The organism is Mesorhizobium montanum (assembly GCF_033977145.1).
Taxonomy (GTDB): Bacteria; Pseudomonadota; Alphaproteobacteria; order Rhizobiales; family Rhizobiaceae; genus Mesorhizobium; species Mesorhizobium montanum.
Genome location: NZ_JAVIJF010000013.1, coordinates 174,229 through 189,200, shown reverse-complemented (window position 1 = coordinate 189,200; position 14,972 = coordinate 174,229). Strand labels below are relative to the sequence as shown.

The 14,972-nt window shown below is 65.1% G+C and carries 15 protein-coding genes and 1 pseudogene; 13 read left to right on the top strand and 3 right to left on the bottom strand.

The genetic code is table 11. From position 1 onward, the window contains the following. The first annotated feature begins 59 nt into the window (after positions 1–59). The 8 genes from RFM68_RS19080 to RFM68_RS19045 all read left to right on the top strand — a co-directional run bounded on the left by RFM68_RS19080 (position 60) and on the right by RFM68_RS19045 (position 7,180). Positions 60–1,697, top strand: a complete 1,638-nt coding sequence (locus RFM68_RS19080) for a dihydroxyacetone kinase subunit DhaK (RefSeq protein WP_320234550.1) — start codon at positions 60–62, stop codon at positions 1,695–1,697. Between the two features lie 10 nt (positions 1,698–1,707). Continuing rightward, positions 1,708–2,307 (top strand): dihydroxyacetone kinase subunit DhaL, encoded by a 600-nt coding sequence (gene dhaL / locus RFM68_RS19075; protein ID WP_320234574.1) that lies wholly within the window; start codon positions 1,708–1,710, stop codon positions 2,305–2,307. Continuing rightward, positions 2,307–2,696: a dihydroxyacetone kinase phosphoryl donor subunit DhaM gene (dhaM, locus tag RFM68_RS19070; RefSeq protein ID WP_140650393.1), complete on the top strand. Its 390-nt coding sequence runs from the start codon at positions 2,307–2,309 to the stop codon at positions 2,694–2,696. Before dhaL ends, dhaM begins: the two co-directional genes overlap by 1 nt. Positions 2,697–2,715: 19 nt before the next feature. Further along, positions 2,716–3,018 (top strand): HPr family phosphocarrier protein, encoded by a 303-nt coding sequence (locus RFM68_RS19065; RefSeq protein WP_320234549.1) that lies wholly within the window; start codon positions 2,716–2,718, stop codon positions 3,016–3,018. Between the two features lie 41 nt (positions 3,019–3,059). Next, positions 3,060–4,634, top strand: coding sequence for a phosphoenolpyruvate--protein phosphotransferase (ptsP, locus tag RFM68_RS19060; RefSeq protein ID WP_320234548.1), 1,575 nt, complete (start codon positions 3,060–3,062; stop codon positions 4,632–4,634). Positions 4,635–4,641: 7 nt separating this feature from the next. After that, positions 4,642–5,073 (top strand): hypothetical protein, encoded by a 432-nt coding sequence (locus tag RFM68_RS19055; RefSeq protein WP_320234547.1) that lies wholly within the window; start codon positions 4,642–4,644, stop codon positions 5,071–5,073. A gap of 25 nt (positions 5,074–5,098) precedes the next feature. Beyond that, on the top strand, positions 5,099–6,085 hold the full coding sequence (dhaK, locus tag RFM68_RS19050; protein WP_320234546.1) for a dihydroxyacetone kinase subunit DhaK: 987 nt from the start codon (positions 5,099–5,101) through the stop codon (positions 6,083–6,085). 69 nt (positions 6,086–6,154) lie between these two features. Further along, positions 6,155–7,180 carry a nucleotidyltransferase family protein gene (locus tag RFM68_RS19045; protein WP_320234545.1) on the top strand — a complete coding sequence of 342 codons (1,026 nt, stop codon included), beginning with the start codon at positions 6,155–6,157 and terminating at the stop codon, positions 7,178–7,180. Positions 7,181–7,196: 16 nt separating this feature from the next. Here RFM68_RS19045 and RFM68_RS19040 read toward each other — a convergent pair whose 3' ends face one another. From RFM68_RS19040 to RFM68_RS19030, 3 genes are read right to left on the bottom strand one after another with little or no spacing between them, the layout of a single operon-like run. Continuing rightward, complete coding sequence (locus RFM68_RS19040) at positions 7,197–8,183, bottom strand: serine kinase (protein WP_320234544.1); 987 nt, start codon at positions 8,181–8,183, stop codon at positions 7,197–7,199. Beyond that, positions 8,180–8,611, bottom strand: coding sequence for a lasso peptide biosynthesis B2 protein (locus tag RFM68_RS19035; RefSeq protein WP_320234543.1), 432 nt, complete (start codon positions 8,609–8,611; stop codon positions 8,180–8,182). The genes RFM68_RS19040 and RFM68_RS19035 overlap by 4 nt, the downstream gene beginning before the upstream one ends. Continuing rightward, positions 8,611–8,898, bottom strand: coding sequence for a PqqD family protein (locus RFM68_RS19030; RefSeq protein ID WP_320234542.1), 288 nt, complete (start codon positions 8,896–8,898; stop codon positions 8,611–8,613). The genes RFM68_RS19035 and RFM68_RS19030 overlap by 1 nt, the downstream gene beginning before the upstream one ends. 730 nt (positions 8,899–9,628) lie before the next feature. On the opposite strand from RFM68_RS19030, the gene RFM68_RS19025 reads away from it, so the two are divergent. The 5 genes and pseudogenes from RFM68_RS19025 (at position 9,629) to RFM68_RS19005 (ending at position 14,935) form a co-directional block, all read left to right on the top strand. Continuing rightward, the gene (locus RFM68_RS19025) at positions 9,629–11,536 is read left to right on the top strand and encodes a propionyl-CoA synthetase (RefSeq protein WP_320234541.1); all 1,908 of its coding nucleotides are present in this window, start codon (positions 9,629–9,631) and stop codon (positions 11,534–11,536) included. A 122-nt stretch (positions 11,537–11,658) separates the two neighbouring features. Next, positions 11,659–12,066, top strand: a pseudogene (locus RFM68_RS19020) (acyltransferase family protein); the annotation flags it as partial. Positions 12,067–12,106: 40 nt separating this feature from the next. Further along, entirely contained in the window at positions 12,107–12,637 is a 531-nt protein-coding gene (locus tag RFM68_RS19015) for a hypothetical protein (RefSeq protein WP_320234575.1), read from the top strand. Positions 12,638–12,965: 328 nt separating this feature from the next. Further along, complete coding sequence (locus tag RFM68_RS19010; protein WP_320234540.1) at positions 12,966–13,679, top strand: metallophosphoesterase family protein; 714 nt, start codon at positions 12,966–12,968, stop codon at positions 13,677–13,679. A gap of 41 nt (positions 13,680–13,720) precedes the next feature. Further along, positions 13,721–14,935, top strand: coding sequence for an IS4 family transposase (locus tag RFM68_RS19005; protein WP_430694887.1), 1,215 nt, complete (start codon positions 13,721–13,723; stop codon positions 14,933–14,935). Positions 14,936–14,972: the final 37 nt, after the last annotated feature.

Sequence of the window (14,972 nt, the reverse complement as noted above, 5' to 3'; positions counted from 1 at the left end):
TTCGCGCCATAGCTTTGCAAACCGATTGACGAAACGCAGATACGGACTGTGCGAAACCCATGAAGCACTTTTTCAACCGCAAGGACACGATCGTCACCGAAGCGCTCGACGGCTTCCTCGCCACGGCGGGGTCGGGCACGCTGGCGCGCCTCGACGGCTATCCCGAGATCAAGGTCGTGCTCCGCGCCGACTGGGACAAGACGAAGGTGGCCGTGGTTTCGGGCGGCGGCGCCGGGCATGAACCCTCGCATGCCGGCTTCGTCGGCGCCGGCATGCTCACCGCCGCCGTCTCCGGCGAGATCTTCGCTTCGCCCAGCGTCGAGGCGGTGCTGGCGGCGATCCGCGCCACGACCGGGTCCGCCGGCTGCCTGCTGATCGTCAAGAATTACACCGGCGACCGGCTCAATTTCGGCCTCGCGGCCGAGAAGGCGCACGCCGAAGGCCTTGCGGTCGAGATGGTGATTGTCGGCGACGACATCGCGCTGCCCGACATCGCGCAGCCACGCGGCGTCGCCGGCACGCTGTTCGTGCACAAGATCGCGGGGCACCTTTCCGAGAGTGGCCGGGAACTGGCTTCGGTCGCGGCGGCGGCGCGCGCGGCGGCCAAGGACATTTTTTCGCTCGGCATCTCGCTCTCCTCCTGCTCGATCCCCGGACAGCCGCATGAGGATCGCTTCGGCGCCGATGATGGCGAGCTCGGTCTCGGCATCCATGGCGAGCCGGGCGTCGAGCGCATCGCGCTGCAGAGCGCCGGCGCGCTGGTCGCGATCATGACAGAGCGCCTCGCTGCACGGCTCGATGCCGGCAGCCGCTATGCCTTGCTGGTCAACAATCTCGGCTCGGTGCCGCCGCTCGAAATGTCGCTCATCGCCAATGCCGTGCTCGCCTCGCCGCTGGCGAAGGCCGTGGCGCTGACCGTCGGCCCCGGGCATCTGATGACCGCGCTCAACATGAACGGCTTTTCGCTGTCGCTGATCAAGCTCGATGCGGAACGCGAGGCAGCGCTGCTGGCACCGGTCGGTCCGCATGCCTGGCTGCCGGCGAAGCCGGTTCGTGCGCCGGCCGTGGTGGCGATGGCCAAGCCCGCCAATCGCGAGACAAGGGCGGCCAGCCGCGACACCGGCGCGCATCGGCTGATCACAGCCGTCTGCGAGAAGCTGATCTCGCTGGAAGAACCGCTCAACTCTCTCGACGCCAAGGCTGGCGATGGCGACACCGGGTCAACGGTGGCGACCGGCGCGCGCAGCATTCTTGACCGTATCGACGCGCTTCCGCTTGCCGACCGGGCCGCAACTGCCGCCACGATCGGCGATGCGCTGGGAACCTCGATGGGCGGTTCCAGCGGCGTGCTTTTGTCGATCTTCTTCACCGCCGCATCGCGGTCGCTCGGCACCGGCGCATCACTGAGTAAGGCCTTGCTCGCCGGGCTCGACCGGATGACCTTCTACGGTGGCGCCAACGTCGGCGACCGCACCATGGTCGATGCACTGGAACCGGCGCTGAAAGCCCTCGATGCAAGCGGGCTCGAGGCGGCGGCAAAAGCGGCGCGGCAGGGCGCCGAGGCAACCGCCGCGATGCAGAAGGCCAAGGCCGGGCGTTCCGCCTATATCGGCCGGCAGCTTGACATGGCGGATCCTGGCGCTTTCGCCGTCGCCGAAGCTTTTGGTGCCGTGGCGGCGCTGTTCGCCCCGGCATGAAGGACAAATGATGGCCGCATCCGATTTCTCCCGAATGATCGCGGCGGCGGCCGATACGATCGCGGCGCATGCCGAGGAACTGACCGCGCTCGACCAGGCGATCGGCGACGGCGACCACGGGCTGAACATGAAGCGCGGCTTCGAGGCCGTACGCGCAGAGGCCGACGCCTTTGCGGCGAAACCGCTGCCCGAGGCGCTGAAGGCGGTCGGCACCAAGCTGGTGATGACCGTCGGCGGCGCGTCCGGGCCTCTGTTCGGCACGCTGTTCATGACGCTCGGCAAGGATCTGCCCGCGGCGCCGGATCGAAACGGGCTGACGGCGGCACTCGGCAAGGCGATCGAGGCGGTCGCGGCGCGCGGCAAATCGCAGCCGGGACAAAAAACCATGCTCGACGTGCTGCAGCCGGTGTATGAGGCGTTGGCGCAAGGCAGGACGACTAGCGAAATCGTCAATGCAGCCGACAAGGCGGCGGAGGCCACGGTGCCGATGAAGGCCCTGCGCGGGCGCGCCTCCTTCCTGGGAGAGCGCTCGATCGGGCATATGGACCCCGGGGCGCGCTCGACCGCGCTTCTGGTGCGCGCAGTCGCGGAAGCGATAGAGGGCATTTGATGAGCAATGTCGGTATCGTCATCGTGTCGCATTCACCCCTGGTTGCCGAGGGCACGGCCGACATGGTGCGCCAGATGGTGGGCGACGAAGTGCCGCTTGCATGGTGCGGCGGAAACGGCCATGGCGGGCTCGGCACCAGCGTCGAGGCGATCATGGACGCGATCGACAAAGCCTGGTCGGAAGCGGGCGTCGCCATCCTGGTCGATCTCGGCGGCGCCGAGACCAACTCCGAGATGGCGGTCGAGATGATCGGCGAGCCGCGCTCCCACAGAATAGTCGTCTGCAACGCGCCGATTGTCGAGGGCGCGGTGATGGCCGCAACCGAATCCTCCGGCGGCGCCTCGCTCAAGGAAGTGGTGGCGACGGCGCATGAACTGTCGCCGTCGTGAACGAACGGGAACCGACTGAATGTCAGCATCCGCCGAAGCAATCGTCCTGATTACCCACGCCGTGGGCCTGCACGCGCGCCCTTCGGTGAAGTTCACCAAGCTCGCCAAGTCGTTCGCGGCCGAGGTGGAAGTGGCGGTCGCGGCCAACGGCCCCTGGTTCGACGCCAAGAGCATCGTCAAGGTGATGGCGGCCAAGGCGCCCAAGGGGACGCTGCTGCACATCCGCGCCAGGGGCGACGGCGCGGACCAAGCGGTTGAGGCGCTGGTCGATCTGGTGCAGCGCGATTTCGACGAGGACGCGGATCATGCCCGGTCCGCTTGAGACGGATCTGCATTTCCATAGGCCCGCAAGGAACGCGAGCCATGCGAACTGACGGTATTCCCGCCTCTCCCGGCTACGCCGAAGGGCCGCTGTTCGACCTGGACCAGCCGCCGGCTGCCTATCAAGGCAAAGCATACGCGACCGAGGAAAGAGCATCGCTTGAGGCGGCGATCAGCAAGGCGGTGAGCCGGCTTACCGTGATGGTCGAAACCGCCGACGGCGACGCCGCCGGCATCCTCGAATTCCACATTGCCATGCTGGAGGACGACGCGCTGAGCGGTCCGGCCTTCGCGTCGATCGGCTCCGGGCAGCCGGCGGATGTCGCCTGGCGAGCAGCGCTCGACAGCGAGATCGCCGGCTACGAAGCGTCGGACCAGGACTATTTCCGCGCGCGCGCCGCGGACCTGCGCGACATCCGCGACCAGGTGCTGCGGGCGCTGAGCGAGGACAGCGAGGCCGCGTTGCCCCCCGGTGCGATCCTCTATGGCGAGGATATCGCGCCGACGCGATTCCTCGAAGCCGATTGGAGCAAGGGCGGCGGCATAGCGCTCAAGGGTGGCAGCACGGCCAGCCATGTCGCGATGCTGGCGCGCTCGCGCGGCGTGCCGATGGTCGTGGGTCTCGACGCTTCGGCCGGAACACCCACAGGCGTCGCGCTGCTCGATGCCGAACGCGGCGGGATCATTTTCTCGCCGTCGCCGGCCGAGATCGAAGCCTTCCGGCAATCGGCCTCCTCCTTCGCCGACCGCCAGGGCGCGGCACAGACATTCCTGACGGAGCCGGCGGTGACCAAGGCCGGCACCGCTATGCGCGTCCAGGTCAACATCGCCTACCCGTCGGATGTCGACGGCATCGATATCGCGACCTGCGACGGCGTCGGCCTGATGCGCACCGAATTCCTGTTCGGCAGGACGCTGCCGGACGAGGAAACGCAATATCATGCCTACCGCAAGGTGCTTGAATGGGCCGGCGACAAGCCGGTGACCATCCGCACCGTCGATGCCGGCGGCGACAAGCCGGTACCGGGTTTCACCGTCGAGGAAACCAACCCGTTTCTCGGCTTGCGCGGCATCCGACTTTCGCTGGCGCGGCGCGATATCTTCCGCGTGCAGATACGGGCATTGCTGCGGGCCGCCATCCACGGCAATCTGAAGGTGATGTTCCCGATGATCGCCACGCATGACGAGTACAGCCAAGCCGCCGCGCTGTTCGCGCAGGAACAGGTAGCGCTCGCCGCGCAGGGCGTAGCGCACAAACTTCCGCCGCTCGGTATCATGGTCGAGGTGCCTTCCGTCGCGCTGGCGCCGGAGGCCTTCGCCGATGTCGCCTTCTTCTCCATCGGCTCCAACGACCTGACGCAATATGTGATGGCGGCGGCGCGCGACAATGCGGCGGTCGCGCACCTCAATTCCGTCCGCCACCCGGCGGTGCTGCGGCTGATCGCTGCGGTTGCCGCTTTCGGACGGGAGAAAGGAATTCCGGTCAGCCTCTGCGGCGATGCCGGCGGCGATCCGGCAGCCATCCCGGCGCTGCTTGAAGCCGGCCTTCGCGACCTGTCCGTCGCCCTTGCGCAACTTGCGATGGCCAAGGCGGCCATTGCGGACGTTTCGGTGTAAGCCCGGTATGGCCAGAACTGAAAAGATACCGGAAGCAGGCTCCGAAGACGCGATCCGCGCCTACAAGACGATCCTGTCGCAGGTCATCGACCAGCGCCCGTCGGGCATGCGCCAGCGCCTGGCCGATGCGCTCGGCAAGCACCGCAGCTTCGTCACGCAGATTTCCAGCCCGGCCTATTCGATCCCGATTCCGTCAAAGCATCTGCCATCCATTTTTTCCGTTTGCCATTTCAGCCAGGCCGAGCGCGACCAGTTCATGGCCGCCTATCATCAGGCGCACCCCGGCAAGGTGTCGGCGGCTTCCGGGACGCGCAAGACACGCCATGTCTCGCTCATCGTGCCGGATTTCGGCGACGACAAGCAGAACGCAGCGCTCGATCGGGCGATCAACGAATTCATCCAGAAAATAACCAGCATCGCCGGCAGGGGCAGCGGCTGAGCGGGACTTACTTGGGAGGACTGCCGTGAAAAAGTTTCTCAATTCGGTTGATACCGTGCTGACCGAGAGCCTCGATGGCTTCGCCGCTGCCCATGCCGACATCCTCGTGCTTGGCGAGGATCACAAATTCATCCGCCGTAAAGAGCTCAAGCCAGGCAAGGTGGCGCTGATCTCGGGCGGCGGCTCGGGCCACGAGCCGCTGCATGGCGGGCTGGTCGGCCATGGCATGCTGGATGCCGCCTGCCCCGGCCAGGTCTTCACCTCGCCGACGCCGGATCAGATGCTTGCCGCCGTCCAGGCCGTCGACACCGGCGCCGGCTGCCTGTTCATCGTCAAGAACTACGAAGGCGATGTGATGAATTTCGACATGGCGGCCGAGATGGCGGACGGCGTGCTGCAAGTGGTGACCAATGACGACGTCGCGGTCGAGAACTCGTCCTACACGACCGGTCGGCGCGGCGTCGCCGGCACGCTGGTGGTTGAAAAGATCGTCGGCGCCGCCGCCGAGCAAGGCATGGCCCTGCCCGCGCTCAAGGCGCTGGGCGACCGCGTCAATGACGCGACGCGCTCGATGGGCGTGGCGCTGACCAGCGGCACGGTGCCCGCCGCCGGCAAGCCGACCTTCGAGATCGGCGACGGCGAGATGGAATTCGGCGTCGGCATCCATGGCGAGCCTGGTCGCCGGCGCGACGCGGTGAAGAGCGCCGACGCCATCGCCGGGGAGATCTGCGCGGCGATTGCCGGCGACCTTGGCGACCGCGCCAAAGGGCCGGCGCTGCTGTTCGTCAACGGCTTCGGCGGGACGCCGTCGATGGAACTTTATCTGATGTACAACAGCGCCCGCAGAATGTTCGAGAAACAGGGCGTGACGGTGATCCGCTCGCTCGTCGGTTCCTATGTGACCTCGCTCGACATGGCCGGATGCTCGATCACGCTCACCATGCTCGACGATGACATGACGGCGCTGTGGGACGCTCCGGTGCGCACGGCGGCGCTGCGCTGGGGGATGTAGGCGTCACTGGCTTCGCCGGTGCTTTTCTGGCAAGCATGCGGGAAACTTCGTTGCTGTTTTGCCGAGCCGATGCTGCCCAAGCTTTCGCCTGCCCAGGAAAAACTGCTGATCAACCTTGCCGACCCCGAGACCCGCGCCGATTGGGGCAAGGAGGTTTCGGCGGCCGGCCTGGTGGCACTGCTGGCCAATGCCGAGTTCCATGGCGTGCTGCCGATCGTGCTGCGCAAGCTCAGGGAACGCGGCGACGCCAATCTGCCAAACGATCCGGCCCTGCTGCAGAAACTTGCCGAGTTGCGCGACCAGGCGACGACGGCGACCGGGCAGTCGATGCTGCTGCAATATCATGGCGACCGCGTCATGAAGGCGCTGGCGGCGAAGGGCGTTCCGGCCCGGATCGTCAAGGGGCCGGTGTTCGCGCGCAAGCTCTATCGCCAGCTTGCCGACCGGCCGTTCACCGACATCGACATCCTCGTCGACCCCGCCAGCGTCGAGGAGGCCAACAGGACGATAGCCGAATGCGGCTTCGAGCTCGGCAGCGGCGAGGCCGAGTCGCACGAGCTGCAGGAATTCAAATGGCTGGAGAAGGAGAACCACAGTCTGCTGATCGAGTTGCACGGCAATCTGGTGCACGACACCGGCATGCGCAGGCGCCTGTCACTCGGCTTTCGCGAGCTGCAGGCGATCGACAACGGCGAAACCGACACGCCGGCCGCGCTGCTCACCATCGCCATCGTTCATGCCGCCGGCGGCCACAAGTTCCATCGGCTACAGCTCTGCGTCGACGCGCTGCAGGGCGTGCGGGCGCTGAAATCGCCGGAAGAGGAAGCGCGGCTGCTCGAGGCCGCCCGCATGACCGGCATCGAGCTCGAACTGGCGACGGTCCTCAACGTGACCGGACGCCTGTTCGGCGCGCCGCGCGCGATCGAGCTTGCCAACCGCGTCAAGCCGGATCTCTCGATACGACTGGCAAAATGGCTGATCACCGGCAATATGCTGCTTCGCGTCAATTCCCGCGAAAAACTACGCTCGCGCCTCAGCCGCGACGCCTTCCGCTGGGTGCAGAGGCTTGCGCGGCCGAGACCTTATCGCGCCTGAGCAGTTCGCAATCCATCTAAAGATGCACCGCGGCGCGGATCAGCGCCGCCGCTTCGACTGGCCTCGCCCCGACTTCCAGCGTGAAAGTCGGCACCGTCTTGACCAAGGCCGCGATCGTCGCCATTCGCCTTTTCTGCAGCGGCAACAGGCCGGTCATGCCTGTCCGCACATTGTCGGTGGCCAAAGCCACCATGGCATCGGTCCTCGCCATCGGCGCGAGCCGGGTCTCGCCGTCGGCCGAGCGGGCAAGATGAAGAAGCGCCGCGATCGGCCTCGCACGAACGTCCTCGACACGGATGATCTCGCCAAGACGATCAAGCGACACGGCCTGCTCGCCCTCGGCGTCCCATGTCTCGCCAAGGCAGGGCGACACGAAAGGCAGCATCGTTGCGGTGTTGCGATGGATCTTCACTTTGCGCGGCATGCCCCACGCCGTGACACCATCCGGTGTCGCCCTGAGGATCATGACGTCGTCCGAGCAGAGGCCGAAGCCCTGCGAGGCGAGCGCCAGCGACGTCGTCGACTTGCCTGTACCGCTCGGCGCATGGATCAGCACGAGCGCCTCGCTGCCCGGCAGCGTCAGGCCGGCGGTATGCAGCATATGCTGCGCGCCGGCATCAAGCGCGGCATCGAGCACCATCATCAACAGCGTCCACTTGATCCTGCTGTCCGGATGAACGCGGATTTCGGCCCAGCCCTCTTCATCGTGGATCGATACCGTCTGCTGGCCTGGAAAGACGAGGTGGAAGACGCTACCGGCATCGATCATCCGGCAATGACCGTCCAGCGGCACTTCGCCGTCGAAAGCGAGTTTTCCTTCGGGGCTCTCCTGCAGCCGCGGCGTCTCGACGATGTTGACCCGAAAGCCGGGCTGGACTGGCTCGTCCACGTGCAGGGCGCCGAGCATCAGGTCGAAGCTCGGCCAGAGGTCGGCGCGCGCGGCGGTGATGCCCATGACCTGCCCTTTGAGGTCGTAGCAGAAAGTGGTTGTCCGGTCGCTCAAGCGGCGGGCGCCTTCACGCTGGCCGGATGGCGGTAGATCTCCACCATGCCGGGTTGGCTGTCGCTGACCACCGGCTTGCCGTCGAGGCAGACCCAGCAATGCGCCGACAGGCGGGGCTCATGCATCGAGCTGGCATCGACGCCGAAACGCAGCTCCGGATCGAGACCGGCCATGCGCAGAAAGCGAAAGCCGAGGAGACCCTCCCGAAGACATCTACGGTCGCGCATGAACCAGGGACGCCGGACCGTTCGGTTGACGCGCTGCACGATGTAGGCCCAGGGCAAGTCACGATAGGGTGCCGGCGACTGCAGCGGCGCCAGTTTCAACACGCCTTCGAAATCGCGCCGGCCGACCAGCACCGGCATCAGCCGGGCGCTGAGCCACAAATGTGCGCGGAACAATCCGCGCAGGAACGGTCCGTCGGCCATCACGCGCCCGGGTCGGCGAGAATGCCTTCGGCCACCAGTTCGGCAGCCAACGCGGCCATATCCTCGTCGAGCGTTGCCTTGTCGACCTCGAATTCGTCCGACAACAGGTCGACGATCTGATCGAGGTTGCGCGTGCCGTCGACCTTGCCGAGGAAAGCCTCGGCCGTGTCGTTGCAGGTGTAAAGCTGGCCGCTGCGGGCCAAGAGCACGACGGCGCCATCGCCGACATGCTGCACGGACGCGTCGTCGGCCATTCGCAGCACCGTCTCGGAACCAATCTCAGCCATGCGCCCGCTCCCCTTCGCCCAAGGGCAAATAGCGCCCCAACCTTGCGCTGTCCATATCTCGCGCTGGGGTTGCGCCGCTGCGGCGGCCGTCTTGCGAGAAATGGCCAGAACATCAGCGGACCGGACCTGTCGGGCCGCTTGGCCCCGCCACGACATTCGACAGCTTCTCATGCTTAAGCAGCACCGGCTTTCGTAGGTTTTCTTCATCGAAGATCCCCCCGGAGAACAATCCACGATGTGAGGATGAGTGGCGGTCGCGCCCACTGTCAAGGCGGCCAGTCCCGCCAGAGTTGCCTTCCTTCCCCTAAGTAAGCTATGAGTCCGCCGGGCTTTGGGGAGTGATCTGTATGCGTTACAATTGGGAACGGGCTCCGACGGCGTTCGAGCGCCATCGGAAAGCGCTGGCGGCGGCTATCCTGATCGCCGGCGGTGTCGGGCTGATGCTGGCGGCGCTGCCGCTTTAAGCCGGCTTATAATCTGGACAGTGACGGCGACGCCTCCCCTGGAGGCGCTGAACAGAGAAGTTTGCTGGCGGTGTCGACCAAAATGCAGGAAGACATGGCCGGCAAAAGCGACACGGAGCGTCTCACTGTTTGACCGTTTCACGGAAACGGCGAACCGCTCTATCTCCTTGTTTTGACGCAATTCCGGACGGAAAACCGCTTCGCACTTTTCCTGGAATTGCTCTAGGCTATTCCCAGACGGCGAAAAGTCCCTTGGAGGAATGTCGATGGCCTCACGCTACCATGAAGTCTATGAGGGCTGGAAACGCGACCCCATAGGGTTCTGGGCCGAGGCGGCAAAGGCAATCGACTGGTATACGCCGGCCGAGAAGGTCTTCGATCCGACAAAAGGCGTCTATGGCCGCTGGTTCGTCGGCGCCTCCTGCAACACGTGTTACAACGCGCTCGACCGTCATGTCGCCGACGGCCGCGCCGACCAGCTGGCGCTGATCCATGACAGCGCGATTACCGGCACGGTGCGCAAATTCACTTATGCCGAACTGAAGCGCGAGGTCGTCGCGCTGGCCTCGGTGATCAGGCATCGCGGCGTCGGCAAGGGCGATCGCGTCATCATCTACATGCCGATGGTGGCGGAGGCGGCGATCGCCATGCTCGCCTGCGCCCGCATCGGCGCCGTGCATTCGGTGGTGTTCGGCGGCTTCGCCTCGCATGAGCTCGCCACCCGCATCGACGACGCCAAGCCGAAGCTGATCGTCACCGCGTCCTGCGGCCTGGAGCCTGGACGCGTCGTCGCCTACAAGCCGCTGCTCGACAAGGCGATCGAGATGTCGAAGCACAAGCCGGACGCCTGCCTGATCCTGCAGCGCGAGCAACTGCGCTGCGAAATGAAGGACAATTACGACATCGACTATGCGGATGCTGTTGCCCGTGAACGGGCGGCCGGCGCCAATGTCGACTGCGTGCCGGTGCTGGCCACCGACCCGCTCTACATCATCTACACCTCCGGCACGACCGGTCAGCCGAAGGGCATCGTGCGCGACAATGGCGGCCACATGGTCGCGCTGAAATGGACCATGGACAATGAGTTCGGCGTCAAGCCGGGCGAGGTGTTCTGGGCGGCTTCCGACGTCGGCTGGGTGGTCGGCCATTCCTACATCGTCTACGGGCCGCTTTTGCACGGCTGCACCAGCGTGCTGTTCGAAGGCAAGCCGATCGGCACGCCGGACGCCGGCACCTACTGGCGGGTGATCTCGCAGCATGGCGTGGTGGCGCTGTTCACCGCGCCGACCGCTTTCCGCGCCATCAAGGGCCAGGATCCCAAGGGCGAGTTCGTGCCTAAATACGACCTGTCGAAGTTCCGCACCCTGTTCCTGGCCGGTGAGCGCGCCGATCCCGAAACCATCAAATGGGCGGAGCAGAAGCTCGATCGGCCGGTCATCGACCATTGGTGGCAGACCGAGACCGGCTCGCCGATGACGATCAACCCGGCAGGCCTCGGGCTTCTGCCGGTGAAATACGGCTCGCCCGGCGTGCCGATGCCGGGCTATGACATCCGCATCCTCGACGATGCCGGGCACGAGGTGCCACGAGGCACGTTGGGCAATGTCGTGGTCAAGCTGCCGCTGCCGGCGGGCTGCCTGCTGACGCTGTGGAATGCCGATGCCCGCTTCCGCCAAGCCTATCTCGAAGAGTTCCCCGGCTATTACAAGACGGCGGACGCCGGCATGATGGACGAGGACGGCTATCTCTACGTCATGGCCCGCACCGACGACATCATCAACGTCGCCGGCCACCGGCTCTCAACCGGCGCCATGGAAGAGGTGCTGGCGGCGCACCCCGACGTCGCCGAATGCGCCGTCATCGGCATTGCCGATGCCATGAAAGGCCAGGTGCCGCTGGGATTCGTCGTGCTCAATGCCGGCGTGTCGCGCGACACCGGCTCGATCGAAAGCGAGGTGGTGGGGCTGGTGCGCGAGCGCATCGGCCCGGTTGCCGCCTTCAAGACCGTGGTGACAATCAGGCGGCTGCCCAAGACCCGCTCCGGCAAGATCCTGCGCGGCACGATGCAGAAGATCGCCGACAAGGAGGAATGGACGATGCCGGCGACCATCGACGACCCCGTGATCCTCGATGAGATCACGGCGGCGCTGAAGGGACGTGGTATCGGAGTGTAGCAGCCCGGCAGACGGCGGCGTTAACGACGAATTCACGAATTTGTCCCGCACTGCAATCGTTTGTTGTGCGATGCAGCAATAGACCTTAAAGTCCGCGTGGGGGGCCATACCGAAGGCACGGCATGGCTCAGCACAAGACGACATTCGGCGGCGTCGACATCCTGCGATTCCTGGCTGCCGTCATGGTGATGTTCTATCACTATGGTTTCTGGGTCTGGGCCTTCCCCGACGGCATTTCAGCACGCGCCACCGGCGGCATCCCGCCCCATCCCGAAATGGCGTTTGCCGGCTCCGGCTGGGTCGGCGTGCAGGTGTTCTTCGTCATCAGCGGTTTCGTCATCGCCTTCAGCGCCGAGAACGCGACACCGCTGAAGTTCTTCGAGGCCCGCTTCCGACGCCTGGTGCCGGCGGTCTGGATCTGCGCACCGCTCTCCGCCATCGTCCTGCTCATTGTTGGCCTTTCCTGGCCGACGGACGCTGTGATCCGCCTTGTCCGCACCGGGCTGTTCTTGCCCTTCGAGCCATGGGTGGACAGCGTCTACTGGACGCTCGGCATCGAGATTGCCTTCTATGCCATCGTCTGGGCCCCTGCTGCGGCTCGGCCGCTTCGACCTGATGGAACCGGTCGCCATCGTCATCGGCCTGGTCAGCACGCTGTTCCGGTGCTTCTATTTCGCCCTCGGGTGGGCCGATCTGGCCGAAACGCGCTGGCTGCAGCTGACGCTGACGCGTCATGGCGCGTTCTTCGCGATCGGCGTGCTTCTGTGGCTGATGCGCTTCAAGGCGACAACCATGCCGCGCCTCGCCTTCACGGCCCTGTTCCTGTTCGTGGGCGCGCTGCAGATCGCGAGCTCGGTCGACGTGCACAGCATCAACGTCGGAGCCGCCATGCCTTACGCGACGCCGATCATCATCTTCCTCGCGGCTGTTGCGCTGATGGCGTGGTCGCTGCGCCTCGACCTTTCCTGGCGCGGCTGGCGCCGGATCGGACTGATGACCTATCCGCTCTATCTCATCCACGATGTCGTCGGTGCGGCGATGCTTGGCGCGCTGATGCGCGCCGGCGTGCCTTATCTTGCCGCGCCGTCGGCGCCGCCGTGATCGCGCTGAGCTGGCTGGTGGCGGCTGAGGCCGAGCCGCGCATCCGGCTGCTCTTCGATCACACGCTGTTCCGCTATCGGTTGAACGCCGCCTGACACGACTGCCGGCCGATCGCGTTCAGCGACGGCTGAAGCAATTTCCAGGAGAAGTGCGAAGCGGTTTTCCGTCAGGAATTGCGCCAAAACAGAGAGATGGGCGCGCCGGTGTGGAATTGTTTGCATTCGGCATGATATCGAGGCGCAAATCAGTGCAAGTATCCGAGCCTCAATCCGTGAACCTGTTCCAACGATCGAGACGGCCTCGACCCGCGCCACGCGAGCGCCTCGTCATGGATATGCGCGACACGATCGTCTATGCGATCGGCGACGTGCATGGCTGCCATGACGAGCTACGCGCGCTGGAACAAAAAATCCAGCTCGACGCGCGGCAGTTCCGCAGCCGCAAGATCATCATCATGCTCGGCGACTATATCGATCGCGGACCGCACTCGCGGCGCGTCATCGAACACCTGATGGCGCCACCGCCAAAAGGCTTCCTGCGCGTCTGCCTTGTGGGAAACCACGAGGTCGCGCTGCTCAACTATCTCGACGGTTATCTCTCGCGTGAACCCTGGCTCGGCTATGGCGGACGCGAGACCTTGTTCTCCTACGGCGTCGACCCTGATCGTCTGACAAGCCTCTACGGTTCGAGCGAGCAGGCGGACGCGCGCATCCGCGAGGCCATTCCCCCCAGCCATGTCGACTTCCTGCGCACGCTGCCGGTGATGGTGTGCTCGGAGCAATTCGTCTTCGTGCATGCTGGCATCCGGCCCGGCATCGCGCTCGAGGCGCAGGACGAGGGCGACCTCACCAACATCCGCGAGGAGTTCTTCCAGGCGGCGCACCGTCTCGACCGGTGGGTGGTGCACGGACACACGATCGTCGACGTCCCGACCCTCGACGGACGCCGGCTCGATATCGACACCGGCGCCTTGCAAACTGGGCGGCTGACAGCACTCAGGATCGTCGGCAAATACGGCCGGCTGCTGTCGAACAAGGAGTAGAGCGGTTCGGCAAGGATTTGGCGGGTCGGAGACATGGCGACGTGCGGCACCAAAATACCGTTTTTCATTCGCTTCTGAAGCAGATTCCGTGGGCGCTCTTCGATGGGCTTGTGGAGCGGCACGATGCCGACAAGGACCAGCGCTCGATCACGTGCAAGGCCCATCTGATCGCGATGCTGCTTGGCCAACTCTGCGGCGCGCGCGGCTTGCGCGAGATCGAGGCGAACCTGCAGAGCCACGCCGGCAAGCTCTATCATCTGGGCGGTTGCACTGTCTCGAAGTCGGCGCTGTCGACTGCCAATGCATCGCGTGAGGCGGCGGCGGTGTTCGCCGGTTTGCTTTCTGCGCTGATGGGCCAGTTGCAGGCCGGCTACCGTCGGAAAGTCAAGGATTGCATCCGCTTGATCGATTCGACCAGCGTGCGGTTGAGCGGCTTGAGCGGCAAATGGGCGAGATTTTCCGCCGGCGTGTGCGGCGCCAAGGCCCACATCATCTATGACCCGGATGCCGACCAGCCGCTGTACCTGATGGTAACGCCGTCCAACATCAACGACATTACGGCCGCCAAGGAGATGCCGATCGAGGCTGGGGCGACCTACGTGTTTGACCTCGGCTATTACGACTATCTCTGGTGGGCGACGCTTGATGCAGCGGGCTGCCGTATCGTCACGCGGCTGAAGGCCAACACGCCTTTCGCGGTCGTCGAGGATCGCCCTGTACTTGTGGGATCGTCGATCTTGAGCGATCGGACTGGATATCTTCCCAAACGGCTCGCCGCCTCGCGCCGCAACCCGATGTCGGGTCTGGTGCGCGAGCTCCGCGTCATCATCGAAACAGGCAAGGTGCTGCGCATATTCACCAATGATCTGAATGCCAGCGCGCAGGAAATTGGAGACCTTTATCGGCGCCGCTGGGCGATCGAGCTGTTCTTCCGCTGGGTCAAACAAACCCTGAAGATCAGCCACTTCATGGGTACTTCGGAAACGGCGGTCCGCATTCAGATCACCATCGCCCTGGTCGCCTTCCTATTGCTGCGCCTGGCTCACGAGGCCCACAAGATCGTTGCCAGCCCTCTCACCTTCGCACGGTTGATCCGAACCAACCTGATGCATCGGCGCGCAATCGCAGACCTCCTTCAATCCAAGCCACCATCGCAGCCAGACCAACCTCGATTCGACTTCGGCACGGCTGCAACACGTGCGGCGCACCGGCGAAGGCAGGCACGAGCGCCGCTTGTCCTGCGGACGGCCGCATGAAAGCATAAACCGTGCCGGACACCCGTGGGTCAAGCCC

Excerpts from the sequence above, each read along its gene's own strand:
- RFM68_RS19045 (WP_320234545.1), top strand. The coding sequence starts at position 6,155 with ATGCTGCCCAAGCTTTCGCCTGCCCAGGAAAAACTGCTGATCAACCTT.
- ptsP (WP_320234548.1), top strand. The coding sequence starts at position 3,060 with ATGCGAACTGACGGTATTCCCGCCTCTCCCGGCTACGCCGAAGGGCCG.
- RFM68_RS19080 (WP_320234550.1), top strand. The coding sequence starts at position 60 with ATGAAGCACTTTTTCAACCGCAAGGACACGATCGTCACCGAAGCGCTC.
- dhaM (WP_140650393.1), top strand. The coding sequence starts at position 2,307 with ATGAGCAATGTCGGTATCGTCATCGTGTCGCATTCACCCCTGGTTGCC.
- RFM68_RS19055 (WP_320234547.1), top strand. The coding sequence starts at position 4,642 with ATGGCCAGAACTGAAAAGATACCGGAAGCAGGCTCCGAAGACGCGATC.
- dhaL (WP_320234574.1), top strand. The coding sequence starts at position 1,708 with ATGGCCGCATCCGATTTCTCCCGAATGATCGCGGCGGCGGCCGATACG.
- RFM68_RS19025 (WP_320234541.1), top strand. The coding sequence starts at position 9,629 with ATGGCCTCACGCTACCATGAAGTCTATGAGGGCTGGAAACGCGACCCC.
- RFM68_RS19035 (WP_320234543.1), bottom strand. The coding sequence starts at position 8,611 with ATGGCCGACGGACCGTTCCTGCGCGGATTGTTCCGCGCACATTTGTGG.
- RFM68_RS19065 (WP_320234549.1), top strand. The coding sequence starts at position 2,716 with ATGTCAGCATCCGCCGAAGCAATCGTCCTGATTACCCACGCCGTGGGC.
- RFM68_RS19030 (WP_320234542.1), bottom strand. The coding sequence starts at position 8,898 with ATGGCTGAGATTGGTTCCGAGACGGTGCTGCGAATGGCCGACGACGCG.
- RFM68_RS19010 (WP_320234540.1), top strand. The coding sequence starts at position 12,966 with ATGGATATGCGCGACACGATCGTCTATGCGATCGGCGACGTGCATGGC.
- RFM68_RS19015 (WP_320234575.1), top strand. The coding sequence starts at position 12,107 with ATGCCATCGTCTGGGCCCCTGCTGCGGCTCGGCCGCTTCGACCTGATG.